Below are 20,444 nucleotides of genomic sequence, written 5' to 3'. Positions count from 1 at the left end.
TCAGTGGCTGGCAACAAGGACATTCCCCGGGTTTCCAACCCACCGCAAGGCGACGGGCATCACGTCACCTACCGCTACATGACGGCCACTGAACTGGCCGAGCGCGACGCCAGACAAAACGCTTACGACGCCATGCTGGCGCGGCAGGAGGCTTTCGAGCGCAGCCGTGAAGTTGCGGCCAAAAAAGCCGAGCCCGTGCGTGCCGGTTGCGTATTTGCCAAGTCCTGCAAATTGCCGGATGCGATTATCGATTACTCGAGTCCTTCGGGGATGGTGCCGACCGACAGCCTGAAGGATTACGGCGATCTGATCCTGCTGGGCGCTCGCGAGGCTGATGAAAACGGCGCAGTTCCTCTCAAGAAAATCGGCGCAACGGCCATCCCGGCAGGCTTCGGCAGTTTTGCGTTGACGGGTTCAGCTTTCAAAGCACTGCCCACAGTTATATCCACCGCAGTGATCACGCCATTGGTGACCCTGGTGGCGCTGTTCATACCCTCGAGCCTTGGTGACAGCGCGCTCTATACCGACGAGCAACTGCGTGGACTTGAACAGGCGCGAACGCGTGTTCGGTTGAGAGTCGAACAGCAGGCCGACGGCAGCCTGAAGGGCTACGGCTTCTACACCGGCAAGAATCGCGATTGGGAAATGGTTGATGTCGTGCAGTTCAAGTTGCGTGGCAGCCAGTTCATTGCTGACTTGGGTGAAGGCGTAGAGCTGATATGGACGCCTGCTGTGGATGGCTCGGACATCCTCGGTATTCCCGCGCTGGAGGCTGCACCGCAGGCACCGCACATCTGGGTTTATCCGCCGACGAAAGCGGCGGACGGGATTCTGGTTAATCCGGTTTATCCGCCGGAGTACAGGGATTTTATTCTGGTTTTTCCGGTGAACTCGGGAATCAGGCCGGTATATATAGTCTTAAACGTTCCTAAAGATTTCAAATACCACCCCGCCCCTGTTTCGCTGCCGGCCTTTCCAGGCGTGAAACCTGCACCACTGAAAACCTCCGTTCGCGGTGGAGGAAAAAAGCGAAGACGTTGGAAAGATGCATCGGGGAAAATTTACGAATGGGACTCTCAGCATGGCAAGGTTGAGATGTACACCAAGCAAGGAAAACACCTTGGAGAATACGACCCGAAAACAGGGAAACAAACAAAGCCTGCCGATTCCACAAGGAGAGTAGAAAAATGAAGCATGTAATAGAGGTATTCGATCGAAAGACTGAGGATTTGCTCCTGACCGTAGAGATCGCGGCGCATCACGAGGAAGCATTGAAGGCCCTGATGAACTGGCAACACCCTGAAGATGAGTTCGATGGCTCTGATTTAGACGAAGCGCAGATCAAAGTTTTGGAGGACTGGACAGGAGAAAAGCTCTTGGACGCAACTCATATAGTTCAGTTGGTGTGCATCGAATGACTTATGGCAACTTCAAGCTGCAACACACCGTCGGGGCATTTAATAAACGCACAGCTCGGTTAGCTTTCGAGATCCCCGTTCCCGATGGAAACATTGAGCGGCTCAGAATAATCATGCATTGGGTCAATCCCGAAGACGAAATCTTTGGTTATGACCTCGACCAAGAGCAGATAAAGCAATTGGAAGCTTTAATCGGTCGAGCTTTCTACGACTCTAAATACAATTTTCAGATGGGTTGTCATGGAAGCGCGTAAATACCTTAAAAGAAAACCCCGACCAGTCACCTGATCGGGGTTTTCTTTACCCTACATTCCACTTAGTGCGAAACGCGGCTGGTTCCGCCAACGGTGGAGATGCGCACGCGCTCGCCAACACGGAACACTTCATTCTCCTGAACCTGTTGCACATAGGCACGCATGCTGCCGTCGTCTTCACGCACGGTGATTTCCACGCCCTGGGTACGGGTCAGACCTTCTTCAGTGGCCGAACCGATCAGACCACCCGCCACCGCACCGATGACCGCAGCCACGATGCTGCCTTTACCGCCGCCGATCGCGCTGCCGCCGACACCGCCGACCACTGCGCCTGCAGCGCCGCCGATCGGGGTCTTGGTGCCTTCGATTTTCACCGGACGCAAGGATTCGATGGTCCCCATGCGAATCGTCTGTACACGACGCGCTTCGTCACGGGAGTAGGAGTCACCGGTCAGGCTCGATTGGCAGCCGGTAAGCAACATCGCCATCGTGGAAAAGGAAGCAACCAGCAGAACAGACTTACGCATAGCATCAACTCCAAAGGAACATATATTCATTAAACTCCGCTGCTTGACGCCTGTCACGGCACAGCCCGGATAAATTGGCTTTCATTCAGGCGCGGTACAGACGCCTGCAAGGTTTTCCAACAGTAGCGCCAAATTACCGATTCTGCGCCACCGACACCAAGGATTTTCATGGATTACTTCATCATTTTCGTCACCACCGTTGCGGGACTGTACTTCCATTGGTGGCTTTACGTGCGCATCAAACGCTGGATGGATCGCGACCTGGCACTGTCGCTGGCGGGCGAGGATGAAGGTAAACGCGCCTTCATGCTTGAACGGCTGGCGGACGCGCAGGCGCAAAATATCAAGCGCAAGGATCTGCCGCAGTGGCTGGAGGCCGCTGCGGCAAGCTATTGCGCTCGGTAGACTGCCTAGGGTGCCAGACGTTCAAGAATCCAGTCGGCGCCCTGCAGGCGGTAGTTGAGGCGATCGTGCAGGCGGCTCGAACGCCCCTGCCAGAACTCGATGCGCTCGGGCAGCAGGCGGTAACCGCCCCAATGTTCCGGGCAATGCGGCTGGGTGTCGCTGAAGCGCTGTTCGGTGGCCTTGAGCAACTCTTCCAGCTCACCCCGGCCGTTGATCACCCGGCTCTGCGGTGAAGCCCAGGCCCCGAGGCGGCTGCCCAGTGGACGCACCTGAAAATACGCATCGGACTCCTCAGGCGTGACTTTCACCACCCGTCCTTCAATGCGCACCTGACGCTCAAGGGTTGGCCAGAAGAACGTCATGGCGGCGAACGGATTGGCCGCCAGATGCTGGCCCTTGGCGCTGTCGTAGTTGGTGAAAAAGGTGAACCCCTGCTCGTCCAGGCCCTTGAGCAGCAGAATGCGGCAATGCGGTCGTCCGTGCGTATCGACCGTGGCCAGGGTCATGGCGTTGGCCTCCACGGGCGCCTGTTCGGTTTTCACCGCGTCGGCAAACCATTGGTGAAACAACGCAAACGGCTCGTTCGGGGCTTGCGCCTCGGTCAAGCCATCCCGGGTGTAATCACGACGCATATCTGCCAGAGCCTGGGTCATGGCGCATTCCTTTTCGTTAGCGGATCACTGCTTGGAAGTATCGGTGGCGGCGACTTTCTTGTCAGTGGTCGCCGCTTTGGCTGGAGCGGTTTTCTTGGCAGGCGTTTTCGCCGGAGCCTTGGCCGCCGCTTTTTTCGCCGGAGCCTTGGCGGCGGCTTTCTTCGCTGGCGCCTTTTTGGTTGCAGGTACGGCGGCTTTGGAAGCGGCCGGCGCCGGTGTTACCGGCTTGGCTACAGGCTTGACGTCCTGGGCGGCAATCATCGTGGTCGGTGCCGGTGCCGGCATGTTGTATTTGCTCAGCAGGGCAACCATGGTGTTCTGCGGGGTCACCAGCAATTCGACGCGACGGTTCAGGGCACGGCCTTCGGCGCTGTCGTTGGCAGCACGCGGGGCATCGCCGCCCATGCCGCGCAGCATCAGGCGATCACGCTGCAAACCGCTCAGACGGAAGATCGCCGCCACGGACTGGGCGCGCTCCTGGCTGAGTTTGACGTTGGCCGGCGCAGCGCCGGTGTTGTCGCTGTGACCGAGCACCAATACCGCGGTTTTCGGGTCAGCTTCGAGAATTTTCGCAACATTGGTGAACGGGCTGAGTGTCACCGGCAGCAACATGGCCGGACGCTTCGGGTTGAACGAGCCCTCCACCGGCGCGATCACCACCAGCACGTTGTCACGGCGCTCGAGTTGCAGATTGCTGTCCTTGATTGCCGCACGCAGGCGTGGCTCGTAGTCATCCAGCCAGGCCTGGGTGACTTTCGGGTCAGGCATCGGCACTACTTTGGCAGTGGACTGATCCTTGCCGCCGAACGGCCACCACCACTTGCTGCCGGTGTCGGCATCGGTCTTGGCCACTGCAACCGGGGTTTTGGCTGCAGGTTTTACTTCAGGTTTCACCTCAGCCTTGGCCGCTGCATCATCGGAGCTGCCGAACGGCCAGTACCAGTGGCTGCTGCTTTCAGTCTTGGCCACCGGTGCAGTGGCGGCAGGTTTCAGCGGGGCTGGAGCAGGTGCTGGCTCTTTGGCTGCGACTTTGTCGGAAGAGCCGAACGGCCACCAACTGCCGCCGTCTGCATCGTTTTTCGGAGTCTGTGCACAACCGGTCATTGCAACGCACAGGGCCAGGGCGAGGGTCTTTTTAGATGACATTGAAAATCCACAAAATGAAGTAAGGAAAAATCAGAGCTCTTTCGCCCGGATAAACAGTCGGTTTGAATCGAAAAACCGCATGAGGTTCCGGCCCTGGAACCCCGAATGAAACTTTACAGACAAGTGGCAAGCACCCGCGCGAGCTTCTGTGCGCGCGGATCCATCAAGACGTACGGCCCCAGGGTATTTGTCACAAAACCGAAGGCAACATCATGCTCAGGATCAGCAAAACCGATGGAACCGCCCGCGCCCGGATGGCCGAACGCCCGCGGGCCGAGGCCATAGGTGGCGTTCGGCACGTCCGGTTGATCGAGCATGCAGCCCAGACCGAAACGGGTACGGGTCAACAGAGTCTTGTCTTCGCCGAGGCTATGTTCGCGGGTCAGCTCTTCGAGCATGTCGCTCTCGAGCAGGCTGCCGTCGAGCAAACCGGCGTAAAAGCCCGCCAGACTGCGTGCGTTGCCGTGGCCGTTGGCCGCCGGTTGCTGCATGCGGCGCCACTCCGGTTTGTTGGTGCTGGTAAGCACCGAGGGCGGATTGGTAAAGGCGCGGGTGGTCATCGCGGTCGGTTCGCGCAGGGTCACTTGCAGCAGACGCTGAGCGGCGGCGTCCCCGGCATTGCCTTTGCCTCGTGCGATATGCGCGACGCGGTGAAACTCTTCATCGGCCAGGCCAACGTGAAAGTCCAGGCCCAGGGGCCTGGCGACACGGGCGACGATGGACTCCCCCGGCCCGCGACCGTCGGCGCGCCGCAGCAATTCACCCATCAACCAGCCGTAAGTGATTGCGGCATAACCGTGGCCGGTGCCCGGCGTCCACCACGGTGCTTCGGCCGCGAGGGCGTCGACCATGGTTTGCCAGTCGTACAGTGCTTCCGGCGCCAGCAACTCACGCAAGGCCGGCAGACCGGCCTGATGGCAGAGCAATTGGCGCAGGGTGATCGACTCTTTGCCGGCGGCGGCGAATTCCGGCCAGTAGCGCGCAACCGGAACATCGAGTTGCAACTTGCCTTCGGCAACCAGCTGTAGCGCGGTGACGGCGGTGAAGGTTTTGGTGCAGGAAAACAGGTTGGCGATGGTGTCGCTGTGCCAGGCCTCGCGACCATCCTTGTCGGCAGTGCCGGACCAGAGGTCGAGAACGGTTTCTCCACCGACCTTGATGCACAGGGCTGCGCCGCGTTCCTGGGGATCGTCGAACAGTGCGGCAAAGGCTTCGCGCACCGCTTCGAATTGAAGCTCGTAATGTCCCTGAATCTGCACCCGCAACTCCCCCGCGAAAACGCTCTACAAAGTGGCCCGCATTGTTCCAGCCCTAGAGGGATTTGGGAACAGCTGCGGGCCAGACGGTTAAATGCTGTGGTGGGGCTACTGGCGCCTTCGCGAGCAGGCCCGCTGCCACACTGATCTTCAGTGCAGCAGAGATCGAATGCGGAAGCGGGCTTGCTCGCGAAGAACGCTAACGCGGTCTAAACCTTAGTGACCATTCCCGGAATGCCCACCCGCATGACTGGCACCCGGCCCCTTGCCGGCCTCGCCCTTGCGTCCGCCTTCAGCTTCATGCCCCGCCGCAGTGGCCGCTTTCTCAGCCTCCTTGCCCAACTGATCAAGCGCCTGCAGGTTGCTTTTGCGCACCGTCTCGACAAACCCCTGATACGGCAGATCCGTCACCCCGACCAGTCCGAAGTGCCCGTTCTCGCCATCGAGCAGACGCCCGGTCACCGGCTGATCCAGATACTGGAACCAGTGCACACCGACAATCGACGGTTCACTCAACGCCTGCTTGAGGAAGTTGGCGTAGGCCGGTCCACGATCTTCTTCCCGGCTCAACTGCGTCACGCCGCCCCAGAACGGGCCGCGATCGGTCGAGCCGAAGTTGAACTCGGTGATCAAGACCGGTTTGTCGAGGGCACCCAGCGCGGCGAAGTCATAGCCGTCCTGTGGCTTGAGCGTGTACATGTTGAAACTCAACACATCGCAATACTGCGCGCAGGAGGCCACGGCTTCCGGGGTGCTGGTGGCGAAACGGCCGCCGAGCAGCAGCTGATTGGGCGCGTGCCATTTCAGCGAGTCGGAAATGGTTTTGAAGTAGGTGTCGGCAAAGACCTTCTGGAAGTACTTGAAGTCGGCCTCGATTTCCGGGTGTTCAGGGTTCGGCAGCGGCGGCACGAAGCCCGGGTCTTCCAGCAGTTCCCAAGCCGGCAGATCAATGCCCCATGCCTTCGACAGCCCCGCCTGATTACGGTATTTGTCGCGCAGTTGCTTGAGGAACGCGCGTTTGGCCGGCACGTCGGTGGTCATTTTCAACGTGCCGTAGGCCAGCGCGTAGCGCGATTGCGGATCGTCACCGGGGCCGGCCCAGGCCAGTTCGTTGTCGGCAAAGTAGCCGATCAGCCAGGGATCGTCGCGGTGATCACGGGCGGCAATCGCCACGGCACGTTCGGTGGCCATGGCGAAGCGTGGATCGAACGGATCCGGCATGCCGCCCCACCAGTCGCTGCCCGTGCTGATGCTGGTGTAATCGCCGACGATCGACAGCGGCAAGGTGTACGGTACGCGCTCGGCGTCGCCCAACTGCGGCGCACTCCAGTTGCCAACCGTGTTGAAGCCCCAGGCTTGCAGGCGATCAAGGGTGTGGCTGGCCCATTGCTGCTCATCGAGGGCGGCTGTGCAGGGCGCGGCTGCGTTGGCGTTCGTCGCTTGCGCAGCATCGGTCTGCGCCGCTTCGGCAACCCCGGCCTTCGGCTCAGTCGGCACAGCGGCAGGCTCTGCGGTGTTGGCGGCAACGCTTTCGGCGGCTTGCGTCTTCGCCGCTGCCGCGACACCGGATGCGCCGACACTGGCCGATTTGCACGGTTCGCCGTAGACCCGCTGCAGGTTGGCGGCATAAAAGTCGTACCAGCGCCCGTTGCCGTAACCGCGGCCCTGATCGGCACCATTGCCGCCCCGGTTATCGCCTTCGCCGAAATGGCTGGCGAGCGGTTCGTCGGGTTTGGGCAGGGATTCGAACATGTATTCGCGACCGGCCACGTATGTCTGGTTGACGTCCGGGCTGACGGTGTTGACGCCGAGGGAGTAGAACGGATGGCCCTCAGGGGTCACCAGATACCAGCGCCCGTCACGTTTCTCGGTGCGGAAGAAGCCGCTGGCCTTGAACGTCGGGCCCTTGTTCCAGCCGCCAAACTTGTCCAGCGAGGACTTTGCGCGTTCGGCCAGCCAGGTTTTCAGCTGTTGCTGCTCTTTGGCGGCAGCAGATTTGAGTTGTTCGTCGCTGGTGACCTTTTCCGGCCATCTGCTACGGGTCGACTGCCCGTAGGCGTCCACCAGATTGCCGTACACGGCCTGCGTCACCGCATCGCCGTCCTGTACGCCGAAACGTTCGAGCAGCAGGCTTTGAGGCACTTTCGGCTGATCCATCGACAGACTGACCGACACCACCTGGCTGCGATCCAGCTCGCCGCTGCTGCTCGCCAACAGAATCCGCTGGCCATCGACGGTCACCGGCATCGGCGGCCCGGCCTTCATGCCCTGACTCAGCGGCGAGGTCGCCACCAGCGGCACCAGCAGGGTTTGTGCCGGCCCTGCTGGCAGGTCGACGCGACTGGTCAGCGTCTGCCCGTTGTTGCTCTGGATTTGCACGTAGACCGTCACGGCCCAGTTCATTGCGCTTTGCAGCCGCAGGCTCATCATCCCGGACTGCGACCAGTCCCATGCACCGGTCTGCGGGGTCAGGCGCAGGGTCGGGCGGGCTACCGGGTTGAACGTCACCCGGCGCAGCACTTCACCTTCCTGGGTCTGTTCGGCGTTGGCTTGTGGCAGGTCAGTGTTTTCGGTGACGACTTTCACCACGTCGGCGGGGCGAACGAAGTTGAACAGGGTCTGCTGACCGGCAGGCGCCGCCAACAACGGCGCGGCGAAGATCAAGGCAAACACGGCAGGCAACGAGCGGCGAATCATAAGAACGGAGTTCTCCCTAACGACCAAAGGGCCAATGGAAAAGCATGGCAGAGAGATAGACAGCGCGGCGGGCAAAACTGCCCACCGTTGTCTCAGGATATTTCACGACGGAATGGCGGCAACGCATTGAGGATCGCTTTGCCGTAGCGCTGGGTGACCAGACGGCGATCCAGCAAGGTGATGGTGCCCCGGTCTTCTTCGGTACGCAGCAAGCGACCGCAGGCCTGGACCAGTTTCAGCGAGGCGTCCGGCACCGAGATTTCCATGAATGGATTGCCACCACGGGCCTCGATCCACTCCGACAACGCCGCCTCGACTGGATCGTCCGGCACCGAGAACGGAATCTTGGCAATCACCACGTGTTCGCAGTAGGCGCCCGGCAAGTCCACCCCTTCGGCAAAACTGGCGAGGCCGAACAGCACGCTGGAATCGCCGCCATCGACCCGCGCCTTGTGCTTGTTCAGGGTTTCCTGTTTCGACAGGTTGCCTTGAATGAACACTTGCTTGCGCCAGTCGCGGTCGAGGCCGTCGAACACGTCCTGCATCTGTTTGCGCGAGGAGAACAACACCAGCGTACCGCGCGAGCCTTCGACCAGATCCGGCAACTCACGGATGATTGCGGCGGTGTGAGCGGCGGCATCGCGCGGGTCGGCTTTCAGGTCGGGGACCCGCAACACGCCGGCGTCGGCGTGATGGAACGGGCTCGGCACCACAGCGGTAACGGCTTTTTTCGGCAGGCCGGCACGCATCCGAAAACGGTCGAACGTGCCCAGCGCGGTCAGGGTTGCCGACGTCACCAGACAACCGTAAGCCACGTTCCACAGGCTGCGGCGCAAGGTCTCGGCGGCGAGAATCGGGCTGGCGTTGACCTCGATGTCGAACAGCGAACCGCTTTCGGCCAGCGTCAGCCAGCGGGCCATCGGCGGGCTGTCTTCCGGGTCTTCGGCGGTGAAGGCGGTCCACAGCTCCCAGTTGCCCGAGGCACGGGACAACAGGCTGCCGAACAGCGGATACCACTCTTCGGCCTGATTGCTCGCGATGCCGATATTGACCTCGCCGTCCATGCCTTCCTTGAGCAGGTCGGTCAGACGGGTGAACAGGTCATTGAGCCGCGAGTAGCCCTTCTTCAGCTCGATGCCCATCTCGCGCATGTGCTCGGGAATCACCCCGCCGACGAAACGATGGCGTGGCCGCTCGCGACCTTCGACGTCTTCGCCGGGTTTGAAATCGGCAATCTGCTCGCACGCGCTGAACATGAACTGCTGCTGGGTCTTGATCTCCCGCGCCAGCTCGGGCACTTGCTCGATCAGCTTGCCGAGATCCCCCGGCAACGGATGCTGGGCCAACAGTTTGGTGAGGTTCTTCGCGGTGGTTTCCAGCCAGTCGGCGGTGGAACGCAGGCGCGTGTAATGAGCGAAGTGGCCGATGGCCTTGTCCGGCAGGTGATGACCTTCGTCGAACACGTAAATGGTGTCGCGTGGGTCCGGCAACACCGCACCGCCGCCGAGGGCCAGGTCAGCCAGCACCATATCGTGGTTGGTGACGATCACGTCGACCTTGCCCATGCCTTCGCGAGCCTTGTAGAAGGCGCACTGGCCGAAGTTCGGGCAATGGCGGTTGGTGCACTGGCTGTGATCGGTGGTCAGACGCGCCCAGTGGGCATCTTCCAGCGCATTGGGCCAGCTGTCGCGGTCGCCGTCCCACTTATTGCCGGCGAGCTTTTCGATCATGCTGGTGAACAGCTTCTGACTGGCCTCGTCGACCTCGATCTTGAAACCTTCTTCTTCGAACAACTGCGCAGTGGCGGTTTGCGCGTGGCCTTCCTGCAGCAACATGTCGAGCTTGGACAGGCACATGTAGCGGCCACGGCCCTTGGCCAGGGCGAAGCTGAAGTTCAGCCCGCTGTTGCGCATCAGGTCGGGCAAGTCCTTGTAGACGATCTGCTCTTGCAGGGCCACGGTCGCGGTGGCGATCACCAGACGCTTGCCGGCCAGCTTCGCCGTCGGGATCGCCGCAAGGCTGTAGGCCACGGTCTTGCCGGTACCGGTGCCGGCTTCCACCGCGACAATCGCGGGGTCGCCACTGCGCCGGCCTTCGTCATCGGTGTCGATATCCCCGAGGACTTTGGCGATTTCAGCGATCATCAGGCGCTGGCCGTAACGCGGTTTGAGGCTCTTGGCTTCAAGAAAACGCGAATAGGCGCCCTGGATCGTGGTTTTGAGTTCAGTGCTGATCATTGAGTGTCGGGCGCAAAAACGCTGGATAAATTTTCAGTGGTTCGGTTCGGCGGCTATCATACCCCGCGAATCGATCCCGCGCAGAACGGAGTACCCCAATGACACCTTTTAGCCTCGTTTATCCGCTGCATGTCCTGTCCGCCCTGGTCTGGGTCGGCGGCATGTTTTTCGCCTGGATGGTCCTGCGCCCGGCGGCGGTAAAGGCCCTCGACGGCCCAGCCCGCCTGACCTTGTGGGTGGAAGTGTTTCAAGGTTTTTTCCGCTGGGTGTGGGTCGCGGTGATCCTGCTGCCGATCAGCGGCGTGGGTATGTTGCATTTGCAGCACGTGGGGTTCGAAACCGCACCGAAGTACGTGCAGGTGATGATGGGCTTGTATGTGGTGATGACCGCGCTGTTCATCCGGATTCAGGGTTTGATGCTGCCGGAACTGCGCAAAGCAGTGGACGCGAAGGACTGGCCGGCGGGTGCGGCGGTCCTGGGGCGGATTCGGCGGGTGGTAGGGATCAATCTGATTGTCGGGTTGGTGCTGGTGGCGATTGCGGCGGCAAGACCGATGATCTGAAAATCAAAAGCCCCTCACCCTAACCCTCTCCCGGAGGGAGAGGGGACTGAATGGGGGGTATTGGAGAGTTACACCGACCTGGAGGATTTGGCTTTGTATCCATAATCGACACGGTTTTTCAGGTCGATGGATAGCCTGAGTCGCCTCACCCCAGCCCTCTCCCTCGGGGAGTGGGCTGGGTGAGGGTAAAACGTTCAGAGACGCTGCACAGTCACAGCACCCGCCGCCCCCGCTGGCCCAGGCTGGCCATCAGCCCCGGCCTTGCCATTCTTGCCGCCATCGGCGCGATACACCAGGCAGCCCTTGGATTTGCCGCCCTTCCCTGCTTTGCCGCCAACACCCGCCGGGCCACCGGCACCGCCGGCCACGTTGACCTTGATCAGCTCGGCCGGAAACTCGCGTGGCACTTCAAGACGCACCAGCGCACCCGGTGCGCCCGGTTGGCCATCGCTGCCGTTACTGCCATCGAAACCGTGCCCGGCCGCGCCATAGGTGCAGCCCGGGTCTTCGCCGTTACCGCCATCGAGGCCGACAAAACCCGGCGCACCGGTGCCGCCACGGGCATCGACCAACAGTTGCGGCGCGTTCAACGCCTTGAATTGCAGATTCAGATTGCGCCCCGCACGGGCGGCTTTTTCAAACGTTCCCGGCGCCCCGCGCGCGGTGATCTGGCTGCCTTCGCTCAGTTCGGCACTAGCCACTTTCAATTCCAGCGCCTGTTCAGCCGGAACGATCGCAATGCGCGCTTCATGGCCAAGACGCAATTGGCCCACGGTCAGTTCGGTCACGTTGGCGGGAATCAGCAAAGTACCGTAATCGGCCACGTCCAGACGTTCGAGCTGCAAAGTGCTGACGGTATTGGGCAAACGCATCAGGGAATTGGGTTCGACGCTGACCACCTGGGCACAGGCCAAGGGACTGATCAATGCAGCGAGCAAGCAGAGTTTACGCATGGGAAGAAGCCTCCGGAGCGGCCGGGGCCGGGATGGTTTGCAGGTGAAATACGCCGAACAACAGAATCCGCAGACGGTCACGCCACGGGTTGGGACGCCCCTTGAGGCGACAGAACAGCAACTGCAGAACATGCAGCGCCAGCAACAAGGCGCCAGCCAGATTGACCAGCAAGTGCAGCGGATGCACAAAAGGCACCAGCAGATTGACCACCACCACGCACCAGAACAGCAGGGTCAACAAGCGCCCCAGCCCCCAGAAAACCTTCATACGCTCCCCCGTGTCGGAATTATTCTTTGGGCGCACAGTAACGGCTTAGACGGGGGATAAGCCAGAGGGAAAAATGAAAAAACTTTTGTCAGTCGTCGGATCGCTGCCGGTTCGACGATGATCGTCGCCCGGCAGCTCTAGCCTGCGGACTACAGACAAGTCCTAGCGATTGATATGCAACTCCACCCGACGGTTTTTCGCCCGTCCCTCGTCCGTCGCGTTGTCGGCGACCGGCTCGCTCTCGCCGCGCCCTTCACTGGTCAGCTTGCCCGGTTCCAGGCCCTGGCTCAGCAGATACGCCGCCACACTGCTGGCACGCCGCTCCGACAGTGCCTGGTTATAGGCATCCGAACCTTTGCTGTCGGTATGGCCGATGACTTTGATGCTGACCACATCGGCGTTGCGCAGCTTGTCCATCAGCGTATCGAGCTGGGCTTTCGCGGCCGGCGTCAGATCAGATTTGTCGAAATCGAACAGCACGTTGCCGGCATCGCTGAGGGTGATGACTTCCGATTGCGGCGCAGGTTCGGGGGCTTTTACAGTGACCGGATATTGCGGCAGCGGGCAACCACGGTGATCGACCGGGGTATTGGCCGGAGTGTCAGGGCAACGGTCGCGGCGGTCGAACACGCCATCGCCGTCTTCATCGCCGTCCTGGGCATAACAGATCAGTCCGCCGGTGAGGATCCCCAGCGCTGCGCCGCCGCCAGCCCAGCCACCACTTTCGATGGCGCCAAGACCGCCGCCGACCAGCCCGCCGATCAGGCTGCAAATCGGCCACGTACGTTGATTGAGGGGTGCAGTGCCATCGCTGTGAGTAGCACAACCGGTGAGCAAGCTGCCTAGCAGCAGCACCGGCAAGACGGACCTTGAGAAAACAGTCATTTTGAAAGCTCCTGTGTCACCGGCCCATACCGGTTACACAGGAGTAAAGACCCGCATCCGCGACTGCACAAGCCGCGGATGCGAGAGGTCTAGCGGACGATTTTGATTTCGGTACGACGGTTTTGCGCGCGACCGTCAGCGGTTTTGTTATCGGCCACTGGCTGGCTTTCACCCATGCCGGACACCGAAACGAAGCTGGCGCGTGGCACACCCTGCTGGATCAGGTATTCCACCACCGAATGCGCACGACGATCCGACAGTTTCTTGTTGTAGGCATCGCTGCCCACACTGTCGGTATGACCGGTCACGGTCAGTTGCGCGTTGGAGGATTCCTGTTTCAGGCGAGTGGCGACCTTGTCGAGTACTTGCTTGTCAGGGCCGGTCAGCGTGGCTTTGTCGAACTGGAAGTGCACATCACGGATGACAATGGTTTCTTCCTTGACCACTACCGCTTCTTCAACCACCGGCGCAGGGGCTGGTGGAGGGCAACCGTCAGCGTCGACCTGTACGCCTTTAGGCGTGCCCGGACACTTGTCGCGACTGTCCGGCACACCATCGCCGTCCTCGTCACCATCACCGTGCACCCAGCAATAGGCCGCTGCCGTGCCGCCGACCAACAGTGCGCCGTAGCCGGCCCACGCCGAACTTTCCGTCGCGCCGAGGCCCGCACCGACTACACCACCGACCGCCGCACAGGTCGGCCAGTCGGTTTTCTGCAAACCTGCGCAACCAGTCAACACACTGGTTAGCAGAATCAAAGGTAATGCTGTCCGAACTATGCTCATCTGGTTTTCTCCTGAGGGATCGGCTTAGAACCGATTCAGGGAGTAAAGACCGGAGTTTTAATCTCCGCCAGCAATAGGCCATTGCTGTTTGCGACCGTGTTCACAGGACTTTCCCCCCATTTACCGCAAACCGGCGCCGCAGCGCGCTTTGCCGGCGCAGTCAGGCAGGCTAGTCTTGGCAGTCTGATTGAGGAGCATTGATGAACGTCGCCATTTCTTCCCGCACGCCACAACAGGCGTTGGCCGCTTTGCTGGATCGCTACGCCCCGGCGCGTCTGCTGTTGATCGGCGCCAGTGAATTCCCGGCGCTGAGCGCATTCAAGCAAGCGCACCCGGACACCTGCGTGGCGCATGCCGCGCCCGGCGCCTTGCCAGCGGAACTGGCCGCGCGGCGTTTCGACCTGGCGCTGGTGGTCGATTGCCTGGAACATTTGCCCAAGCGCGATGGCCTGAACCTGTTGGGCGGCATTCGTAACCTCAACGCCAGCCGCATCGCAGTGCTCTCGGATCTGACGGCCAGCGGCTGGCAGGAAACCGATTTCTATTCGCTGGCACTGCAGGCCAGCGAGCGCTTCCAGCGTGACGATCAGGTGCTGACCCTGTTCACTTACGATCTGCTTGACTACAAACAAGTCCCCGACTGGCTCAACTCGCGGTTCTGGGCCAATCCGGAAAACTTCGGGAAATACTGGTGGTAATGCAATGAGTACAGCCATTTGCCCGTGCGGCAGCGGTAATCTGCTGGACGCCTGCTGCGGTCACTATCACGCCGGCCACCCGGCGCCGTGCGCCGAGGCGCTGATGCGCTCGCGCTACAGCGCCTATGTGCTGGGCCTGATCGACTATCTGGTGGCGACCACCCTGCCCGCCCAGCAAGCGGGGCTGGATCGTCAGGCAATCAGTGCCTGGAGTGCGCAGAGCACCTGGCTCGGCCTCGACGTAGAAAGCTCGGAGGTCTTCGGCGGCCAGCCGGAGCACGCCTTCGTCACCTTCACTGCGCGCTGGCACGACAGCCAGGGCGAACACAGTCACCGCGAGCGCTCATCGTTCGTGCAAAACGCCGGGCGCTGGTACTTCATCGACCCGACCGTGCAGTTGAAACTGGGACGCAACGATGCGTGTCCTTGTGCCAGCGGGCAGAAATTCAAGAAATGCTGTGCGGGGTATTTCGGCGCATAGGATCAACAGATCGCAGCCTGCGGCAGCGCCTGCAGAGAACGCCATCTCATGCAGGCGGCGATCTTTCAGCGTCTAGACTGGCAGCAAAAGGAGTTCAACCATGCTCGGTCGTTGGCGCACATTCCAGCTCTTCACCTTGATGCTGACCCTGAGTCTGGGCGGCTGCGCTTCGTGGTTCAGCGACGACAGTGTCGACCCCGCCGTGCACCTGGTGAACGTCGAGGTGGTACGGGCAAAACTGCTCGAACAGAAATTCATCCTGCACTTTCGCATCGACAACCCCAACGACAGCGACCTGACCGTGCGCGGCCTGGAATACCGCATTCATCTGGACGACCTGCTGCTGGCCGAGGGTGAACATGAACACTGGTTCACGGTGGGGCCCAAACGCAGCGCCTACTTCAAGGTGCCGATCCGCACCAACCTGTGGCCGCAGGTCAAGGAGGTGGTGAAAATGCTGAAAAATTCGAACCAGCCGATTCCTTATCGGTTACAGGGCGAAATGGAAACCGGTTTATTCATCGCTCACTACGTGCACCTTGAACGCAATGGCGTGATAATCCCCGCCGATCTAATTCCGGAGCAACACCGATGACCCAGCAACCTCATGTCCATGGCCCTGACTGCAACCACGATCATGATCATGACCATCACCACGATCATGGCCATGTCCACGGCCCGAACTGCGGCCACGCCCACCAGGAACCGGTGCGCAACGCCTTGAAAGACGTCGGCCGCAACGATCCGTGCCCATGCGGCAACGGCAAGAAATTCAAGAAGTGCCACGGCGCTTGATGCGCCAGGCGAAGAGCGCCTTCGCCTGATACTCCGCCATCGCTGGCAAGCCAGCTCCCACAGTGACCGAGTTCCTCCCGCTGGAATGCAATCGCCCTGTGGGAGCGAGCTTGCTCGCGAAGGGGCCGGTACACAGGGCAAAGATTTTCAGCCCGCCGCGAGAATCTGCTTCGCACTGACCACCGTCGCATACTCCCCCTGCAAATTCCCCAGCGACATCCCGTGCACCTCTTCAGCCGTGCGCAACGTGCCGAAATAATCGGCCTTGTCGAAGGTAAAGCACGCATCCTCCACCACCCACGCGTCGAACCCCAGATTGCCCGCCGCACGCGCCGTGGACTCCACCGAGTTGTGGGTGGCCACGCCAACGATGATCAACTGCCCGATCCCCGCCTCATTCAACCGTGCCTCCAGCCCGGTACCACAAAAGGCATCCGGCACGCGTTTCTGTATCAGCCACTCGCCATCCTGCGGCAAAAACCGCTGCTGAAACTCCACGCCTGACTGTTGCGGCCAGAACACCGAGTCCGGCGAATGCGACAGATGCTGCACATGAACCACCGGCCGCGCGTTGCGGCGCCAGAATCCGAGCAAATCGAGGATTCGCTCTTCGGCCTGCGGATTGTTCCGCCGCCCCAGACGCGGTTCCAGAATGCCTTGTTGCTGGTCGATGATGATCAGCGCAGCGTTGGCCTGAAGTTCCATGGCGATTTTTCTCACGAGGGGTCATTGAATTCCCCCTAGTTCAGCATCACCTCTTCCTGCCAGGCAAGCGATCGAACGCACACGGGACGACTCGACGCCGACGTTGGCTGCACGCAAGTCCATTTCTGATTTGGAGCTTTCCATGATCGACCTGTATTACTGGACCACCCCCAACGGCCACAAGATCTCGCTGTTTCTCGAAGAAGCCGGTCTGCCGTACAACGTGCACCCGATCAACATCAGTCAGGGTGAGCAATTCCAGCCGCACTTTCTGAAAATCGCTCCGAACAACCGAATCCCGGCCATCGTCGACCATGAACCGGCCGATGGCGGCGAGCCGCTGTCGCTGTTCGAGTCGGGGGCCATCCTGCTGTATCTGGCGGAAAAGACCGGGCACTTCCTGCCCAAGGATCTGCGGGGTCGGCAAACGGCATTGCAATGGCTGTTCTGGCAAATGGGCGGACTGGGGCCAATGGCGGGGCAGAATCATCACTTCAGCCAGTTCGCCGCGGAAAAAATCCCCTACGCGATCAAGCGCTACATCGACGAAACCGCGCGCCTCTATGGCGTGTTGAACAAGCAACTGGCCGACCACACATTCGTCGCCGGCAGCGAGTACAGCATCGCCGACATGGCGATCTACCCGTGGATCGTCTCGCATAAATGGCAGAGCCAGAACCTTGAGGACTTCCCGCATGTGCTGCGCTGGTTCAATCACATCAAGGATCGTCCGGCGACGCTCAAGGCGTATGCCCTGGTGCAGCAGATCAACCCGCCCAAAGCCTGATTGAACTCATTGTGGCGAGGGGATTTATCCCCTCGCCACAGGTCTTGTGTTGTCCTCAGGTAAAGGTTCGTCTGACAAATCGAGAAATAACCCCCGCCCCCGCTTGCGCGGCACCCTCCTGCTCACTAACGTAGCGCCTTTACTGACGCTACCCCCCGCAGGAGCTTTGCCATGGCCTCGCCAGCCCTTACACATTTTCTTCCCCGGTTCGGCGTTGCCGCAGCAGTGGCCGGTGTTTTGGGCCTGTCCGGGTGCCAGACCTGGAACGCCCAGGACACCCTCCCGCCCACCTCCGGCGTGCAACCGCTCAAGGGCCTGGCGCAGAACGTGTCGGTGCGACGCAATGCCATGGGCATGCCGTTGATCGAAAGCAACAGTTTCCATGACGCGCTGTTCACCCTCGGTTACGTGCACGCCAGCGACCGCATCAACCAGATGGTCACCCTGCGCCTGTTGGCTCAGGGCCGTCTCGCGGAAATGTCCGGTGCGTCAATTCTCGATGCCGACCGCTACATGCGCGCGGTCAACCTGAAGAAAAGTGCCGGCGAGCTGTACAAGGCCTCGTCGCCACGGCTCAAGCGCTTTTTCGAAGTCTATGCGCGGGGCGTCAACGCCTACCTGTTCCGCTACGCCGACAAACTGCCGGGCGATCTGGCCTCCAGCGGCTACAAGCCGGAATACTGGAAACCGGAAGACTCGGCGCTGATATTCGCCCTGTTGAATTTCAGCCAGTCGGCCAACCTGCCGGAAGAAATCTCATCCCTGGTGCTCGCGCAAACCGTAACCAGCGACAAACTCGCCTGGCTGACGCCGTCCGCCCCCGATGAGAATTTGCCGCTGGCTGAGGCCGACAAGCTGCAAGGCTTGAAACTGAACGGACAGATTCCCGGCCTGAGCGAATTGAGCAACGCCAGCCAACAGTTGTCGGCGCTGAACCTGCTCGGCACCACCTCGTCGAACAATTGGGCCATCGCCCCGCAACGCAGCCGCAGCGGCAAGAGCCTTCTCGCCAGCGACAGTCATGGCCCACTGGCGGCGCCGTCGCTGTGGACCTTCGTGCAGATCCGCGCACCGAAGTATCAGGCCGCCGGTGTCACCGTTGCCGGTTTGCCGATGGTGCTCGGCGGCTTCAACGGCAGAGTTGCGTGGAGCGCCACCAGCGTGCTCGGCGACAACCAGGACCTGTTCCTGGAAAAAATCCGTCGTCAGGGCAACAGCCTGACCTACGAGGTCAATGGCAAATGGCAGCCGCTGGGCGTGCGCAACGAAACCTATTTCGTCAAAGGCCAGCGGCCGATTCGCGAAGCGGTGTACGAAACCCGCCACGGCGCGCTGCTCAACAGTGCCCAGGCCGCGGCACAGGGCAACGGTTTTGGCCTGGCCCTGCAAACACCGAGCTTCACCGACGACAAGTCGCTGGACGCGTTTTTTGACCTGACCCGTGCGCAGAACGTTGAACGTGCCTCGGACGCGAGCCGCGAGATCCGCGCCATTGCCCTGAACATGGTGTTCGCCGACGCCAGCAACATTGGCTGGCAAGTCACCGGGCGTTTCCCCAACCGCCGTGAAGGCGAAGGCCTGCTGCCGTCGCCGGGCTGGGAAGGTCGTTACGATTGGGACGGTTACGCCGACCCGATGCTGCACCCGTACGATCAGGACCCGGCACAGGGTTGGCTCGGCACCGCCAACCAGCGGGTGATTCCTCACGGTTACGGCATGCAACTGTCGAACTCCTGGGCGGCGCCGGAACGTGGCGAGCGTCTGGCGGAACTGGCCGGCAGCGGCAAACATGACGGCCGCAGCGTGATCGCCATGCAGTACGACCAGACCACCACGTTTGCCGCCAAACTGAAAAAAATGTTCGAAGCGCCGGGCATGAAGCAACCGCTGAAACAGGCGATCGACGCCCTGCCGGAAGCGGAGCGCAACAAGGCCCGCGAGGCGTTCACCCGCTTGATGGCATTCGACGGCAAACTCAGCCCGACTTCGGCCGATGCGGCGATCTACGAACTGTTCCTGCAAGAAAGCATGAAACAGATCTTCCTCGACGAACTGGGCCCTGAATCGAGCCCGGCGTGGAAAGCGTTCATCGCCAACGGCGACTTGTCTTACGCGGCCCAGGCCGATCACTTGCTCGGCCGTGAGGACAGTCCGTTCTGGGACGACATTCGCACGCCGCAGAAAGAAGACAAAGCCGTGATCCTCGCCCGCAGTCTCGCGGCGACGATCAGCGCTGGCGACGGCCAACTGGGTGGCGATCACCGGGCCTGGCAGTGGGGCAAACTGCATAGCTACGCGTGGAAAAACGCCAATGGCCAGACCGTTCGCGGACCGCTGGCAGCCGGGGGCGATCACACCACCCTGAATACCGCCGCGTTCGCCTGGGGCCAGGACTTCACTACCACCCGCGCGCCGTCGATGCGCTTCATCGTCGACTTTGGTCAGGCTGAACCGCTGATGGGGCAGAACGGTACCGGCCAGTCGGGGAACCCGGTCAGCCCGAACTACCTCAACGGTGTCGATGCATGGCTGAAGGGGCAGTACATCGGTTTGCCGATGCAGCCGCAGAACTTTGACCGGGTGTACGGCAAAACCCGCCTGACCCTCACCCCCGGCAAATAAGGCAAACATCAAGAGCCCCTCACCCTAACCCTCTCCCAAAGGGAGAGGGGACTGATTGGGGGTTGCTGAAGTCATGCGCCGAGCTGAACGGGCACTGCCGAATCCAGAATCGACTCGGTCTTTCAGGTCGATGTAATTCACCAGACACCTCGGTCGGCCCCCTCTCCCTCCGGAAGAGGGGTTGATGGGGGGTTGCTGGAGTCATGCGCCGAGCTGAACGGGCACTGCCGAATCCAGAATCAACTCGGTTCAGGCTTTGCCGAATCCATATTCGACTCGGTTCGGGCTTTGCCGAACCCATATTCGACT

General features: G+C 61.0%; 22 protein-coding genes. 11 read left to right on the top strand and 11 right to left on the bottom strand.

All coding sequences use genetic code 11. From position 1 onward, the window contains the following. Positions 1-3 precede the first annotated feature (3 nt). The 3 genes from PseuLF5_RS08230 to PseuLF5_RS08220 are packed head-to-tail and all read left to right on the top strand — an operon-like array spanning position 4 to position 1,672. Complete coding sequence (locus PseuLF5_RS08230) at positions 4-1,191, top strand: colicin E3/pyocin S6 family cytotoxin (RefSeq protein WP_340133338.1); 1,188 nt, start codon at positions 4-6, stop codon at positions 1,189-1,191. Then, complete coding sequence (locus tag PseuLF5_RS08225; RefSeq protein ID WP_123465270.1) at positions 1,188-1,418, top strand: DUF7683 domain-containing protein; 231 nt, start codon at positions 1,188-1,190, stop codon at positions 1,416-1,418. Before PseuLF5_RS08230 ends, PseuLF5_RS08225 begins: the two co-directional genes overlap by 4 nt. Continuing rightward, on the top strand, positions 1,415-1,672 hold the full coding sequence (locus PseuLF5_RS08220; protein WP_322373897.1) for a DUF7683 domain-containing protein: 258 nt from the start codon (positions 1,415-1,417) through the stop codon (positions 1,670-1,672). Before PseuLF5_RS08225 ends, PseuLF5_RS08220 begins: the two co-directional genes overlap by 4 nt. Positions 1,673-1,734: 62 nt before the next feature. Here PseuLF5_RS08220 and PseuLF5_RS08215 read toward each other — a convergent pair whose 3' ends face one another. Further along, positions 1,735-2,199, bottom strand: coding sequence for an outer membrane lipoprotein (locus PseuLF5_RS08215; protein WP_007969461.1), 465 nt, complete (start codon positions 2,197-2,199; stop codon positions 1,735-1,737). A gap of 168 nt (positions 2,200-2,367) precedes the next feature. On the opposite strand from PseuLF5_RS08215, the gene PseuLF5_RS08210 reads away from it, so the two are divergent. Continuing rightward, positions 2,368-2,604 (top strand): hypothetical protein, encoded by a 237-nt coding sequence (locus PseuLF5_RS08210; protein WP_222833529.1) that lies wholly within the window; start codon positions 2,368-2,370, stop codon positions 2,602-2,604. 5 nt (positions 2,605-2,609) lie between these two features. Here PseuLF5_RS08210 and pdxH read toward each other — a convergent pair whose 3' ends face one another. The 5 genes from pdxH to dinG all read right to left on the bottom strand — a co-directional run bounded on the left by pdxH (position 2,610) and on the right by dinG (position 10,593). After that, positions 2,610-3,257, bottom strand: a complete 648-nt coding sequence (gene pdxH, locus PseuLF5_RS08205) for a pyridoxamine 5'-phosphate oxidase (RefSeq protein ID WP_123465266.1) — start codon at positions 3,255-3,257, stop codon at positions 2,610-2,612. 24 nt (positions 3,258-3,281) lie between these two features. Beyond that, positions 3,282-4,403 carry an OmpA family protein gene (locus PseuLF5_RS08200; protein WP_123465264.1) on the bottom strand — a complete coding sequence of 374 codons (1,122 nt, stop codon included), beginning with the start codon at positions 4,401-4,403 and terminating at the stop codon, positions 3,282-3,284. A 113-nt stretch (positions 4,404-4,516) separates the two neighbouring features. Further along, positions 4,517-5,662, bottom strand: coding sequence for a serine hydrolase domain-containing protein (locus tag PseuLF5_RS08195; RefSeq protein WP_340133337.1), 1,146 nt, complete (start codon positions 5,660-5,662; stop codon positions 4,517-4,519). 213 nt (positions 5,663-5,875) lie between these two features. After that, positions 5,876-8,356: a beta-galactosidase gene (locus PseuLF5_RS08190; RefSeq protein WP_340133336.1), complete on the bottom strand. Its 2,481-nt coding sequence runs from the start codon at positions 8,354-8,356 to the stop codon at positions 5,876-5,878. A 92-nt stretch (positions 8,357-8,448) separates the two neighbouring features. Beyond that, positions 8,449-10,593 (bottom strand): ATP-dependent DNA helicase DinG, encoded by a 2,145-nt coding sequence (gene dinG / locus PseuLF5_RS08185; protein WP_340133335.1) that lies wholly within the window; start codon positions 10,591-10,593, stop codon positions 8,449-8,451. Positions 10,594-10,691: 98 nt separating this feature from the next. Here dinG and PseuLF5_RS08180 point away from each other — a divergent pair, with 98 nt between their 5' ends. After that, entirely contained in the window at positions 10,692-11,156 is a 465-nt protein-coding gene (locus tag PseuLF5_RS08180) for a CopD family protein (RefSeq protein WP_123465258.1), read from the top strand. Positions 11,157-11,350: 194 nt separating this feature from the next. Here PseuLF5_RS08180 and PseuLF5_RS08175 read toward each other — a convergent pair whose 3' ends face one another. From PseuLF5_RS08175 to PseuLF5_RS08160, 4 genes are all read right to left on the bottom strand, one after another. Next, entirely contained in the window at positions 11,351-12,109 is a 759-nt protein-coding gene (locus tag PseuLF5_RS08175; RefSeq protein ID WP_340133334.1) for a collagen-like protein, read from the bottom strand. Further along, positions 12,102-12,377 carry a DUF1145 domain-containing protein gene (locus tag PseuLF5_RS08170; protein ID WP_123465254.1) on the bottom strand — a complete coding sequence of 92 codons (276 nt, stop codon included), beginning with the start codon at positions 12,375-12,377 and terminating at the stop codon, positions 12,102-12,104. The genes PseuLF5_RS08175 and PseuLF5_RS08170 overlap by 8 nt, the downstream gene beginning before the upstream one ends. A 162-nt stretch (positions 12,378-12,539) precedes the next feature. Next, positions 12,540-13,262: an OmpA family protein gene (locus PseuLF5_RS08165; RefSeq protein WP_123465252.1), complete on the bottom strand. Its 723-nt coding sequence runs from the start codon at positions 13,260-13,262 to the stop codon at positions 12,540-12,542. A gap of 89 nt (positions 13,263-13,351) precedes the next feature. After that, entirely contained in the window at positions 13,352-14,047 is a 696-nt protein-coding gene (locus tag PseuLF5_RS08160; protein ID WP_123465250.1) for an OmpA family protein, read from the bottom strand. Between the two features lie 200 nt (positions 14,048-14,247). Between PseuLF5_RS08160 and PseuLF5_RS08155 the strand changes: the two genes are divergently transcribed. From PseuLF5_RS08155 to PseuLF5_RS08140, 4 genes are all read left to right on the top strand, one after another. Beyond that, positions 14,248-14,745: a DUF6231 family protein gene (locus PseuLF5_RS08155; protein WP_123465248.1), complete on the top strand. Its 498-nt coding sequence runs from the start codon at positions 14,248-14,250 to the stop codon at positions 14,743-14,745. A gap of 4 nt (positions 14,746-14,749) precedes the next feature. Beyond that, positions 14,750-15,226, top strand: coding sequence for a YchJ family protein (locus PseuLF5_RS08150; RefSeq protein WP_123465246.1), 477 nt, complete (start codon positions 14,750-14,752; stop codon positions 15,224-15,226). A gap of 100 nt (positions 15,227-15,326) precedes the next feature. After that, complete coding sequence (locus PseuLF5_RS08145) at positions 15,327-15,821, top strand: LEA type 2 family protein (protein ID WP_123465244.1); 495 nt, start codon at positions 15,327-15,329, stop codon at positions 15,819-15,821. Further along, positions 15,818-16,021 (top strand): SEC-C metal-binding domain-containing protein, encoded by a 204-nt coding sequence (locus tag PseuLF5_RS08140; RefSeq protein WP_030139406.1) that lies wholly within the window; start codon positions 15,818-15,820, stop codon positions 16,019-16,021. The genes PseuLF5_RS08145 and PseuLF5_RS08140 overlap by 4 nt, the downstream gene beginning before the upstream one ends. Positions 16,022-16,168: 147 nt before the next feature. On the opposite strand, the gene PseuLF5_RS08135 is transcribed toward PseuLF5_RS08140, so the two are convergent. After that, complete coding sequence (locus PseuLF5_RS08135) at positions 16,169-16,726, bottom strand: cysteine hydrolase family protein (RefSeq protein ID WP_123465242.1); 558 nt, start codon at positions 16,724-16,726, stop codon at positions 16,169-16,171. A gap of 142 nt (positions 16,727-16,868) precedes the next feature. Here PseuLF5_RS08135 and PseuLF5_RS08130 point away from each other — a divergent pair, with 142 nt between their 5' ends. Next, complete coding sequence (locus PseuLF5_RS08130) at positions 16,869-17,513, top strand: glutathione binding-like protein (protein ID WP_340133333.1); 645 nt, start codon at positions 16,869-16,871, stop codon at positions 17,511-17,513. Between the two features lie 171 nt (positions 17,514-17,684). Continuing rightward, positions 17,685-20,135 carry a penicillin acylase family protein gene (locus tag PseuLF5_RS08125; RefSeq protein ID WP_340133332.1) on the top strand — a complete coding sequence of 817 codons (2,451 nt, stop codon included), beginning with the start codon at positions 17,685-17,687 and terminating at the stop codon, positions 20,133-20,135. Positions 20,136-20,444: the final 309 nt, after the last annotated feature.

Origin of the sequence: Pseudomonas sp. LF-5, from assembly GCF_037626295.1 — a bacterium.
Lineage (GTDB): Bacteria > Pseudomonadota > Gammaproteobacteria > Pseudomonadales > Pseudomonadaceae > Aquipseudomonas > Aquipseudomonas monsensis.
Note: the sequence above shows the minus strand (reverse complement) of the source record. Positions and strands in the feature narration are given on the sequence as shown.

Coding starts and splice junctions, on each gene's coding strand:
- PseuLF5_RS08190 (WP_340133336.1), bottom strand. CDS start 8,356: ATGATTCGCCGCTCGTTGCCTGCCGTGTTTGCCTTGATCTTCGCCGCG.
- PseuLF5_RS08200 (WP_123465264.1), bottom strand. CDS start 4,403: ATGTCATCTAAAAAGACCCTCGCCCTGGCCCTGTGCGTTGCAATGACC.
- PseuLF5_RS08175 (WP_340133334.1), bottom strand. CDS start 12,109: ATGCGTAAACTCTGCTTGCTCGCTGCATTGATCAGTCCCTTGGCCTGT.
- PseuLF5_RS08220 (WP_322373897.1), top strand. CDS start 1,415: ATGACTTATGGCAACTTCAAGCTGCAACACACCGTCGGGGCATTTAAT.
- PseuLF5_RS08180 (WP_123465258.1), top strand. CDS start 10,692: ATGACACCTTTTAGCCTCGTTTATCCGCTGCATGTCCTGTCCGCCCTG.
- PseuLF5_RS08130 (WP_340133333.1), top strand. CDS start 16,869: ATGATCGACCTGTATTACTGGACCACCCCCAACGGCCACAAGATCTCG.
- PseuLF5_RS08150 (WP_123465246.1), top strand. CDS start 14,750: ATGAGTACAGCCATTTGCCCGTGCGGCAGCGGTAATCTGCTGGACGCC.
- dinG (WP_340133335.1), bottom strand. CDS start 10,593: ATGATCAGCACTGAACTCAAAACCACGATCCAGGGCGCCTATTCGCGT.
- pdxH (WP_123465266.1), bottom strand. CDS start 3,257: ATGACCCAGGCTCTGGCAGATATGCGTCGTGATTACACCCGGGATGGC.
- PseuLF5_RS08225 (WP_123465270.1), top strand. CDS start 1,188: ATGAAGCATGTAATAGAGGTATTCGATCGAAAGACTGAGGATTTGCTC.
- PseuLF5_RS08155 (WP_123465248.1), top strand. CDS start 14,248: ATGAACGTCGCCATTTCTTCCCGCACGCCACAACAGGCGTTGGCCGCT.
- PseuLF5_RS08170 (WP_123465254.1), bottom strand. CDS start 12,377: ATGAAGGTTTTCTGGGGGCTGGGGCGCTTGTTGACCCTGCTGTTCTGG.
- PseuLF5_RS08135 (WP_123465242.1), bottom strand. CDS start 16,726: ATGGAACTTCAGGCCAACGCTGCGCTGATCATCATCGACCAGCAACAA.
- PseuLF5_RS08215 (WP_007969461.1), bottom strand. CDS start 2,199: ATGCGTAAGTCTGTTCTGCTGGTTGCTTCCTTTTCCACGATGGCGATG.
- PseuLF5_RS08165 (WP_123465252.1), bottom strand. CDS start 13,262: ATGACTGTTTTCTCAAGGTCCGTCTTGCCGGTGCTGCTGCTAGGCAGC.
- PseuLF5_RS08140 (WP_030139406.1), top strand. CDS start 15,818: ATGACCCAGCAACCTCATGTCCATGGCCCTGACTGCAACCACGATCAT.
- PseuLF5_RS08210 (WP_222833529.1), top strand. CDS start 2,368: ATGGATTACTTCATCATTTTCGTCACCACCGTTGCGGGACTGTACTTC.
- PseuLF5_RS08160 (WP_123465250.1), bottom strand. CDS start 14,047: ATGAGCATAGTTCGGACAGCATTACCTTTGATTCTGCTAACCAGTGTG.
- PseuLF5_RS08125 (WP_340133332.1), top strand. CDS start 17,685: ATGGCCTCGCCAGCCCTTACACATTTTCTTCCCCGGTTCGGCGTTGCC.
- PseuLF5_RS08145 (WP_123465244.1), top strand. CDS start 15,327: ATGCTCGGTCGTTGGCGCACATTCCAGCTCTTCACCTTGATGCTGACC.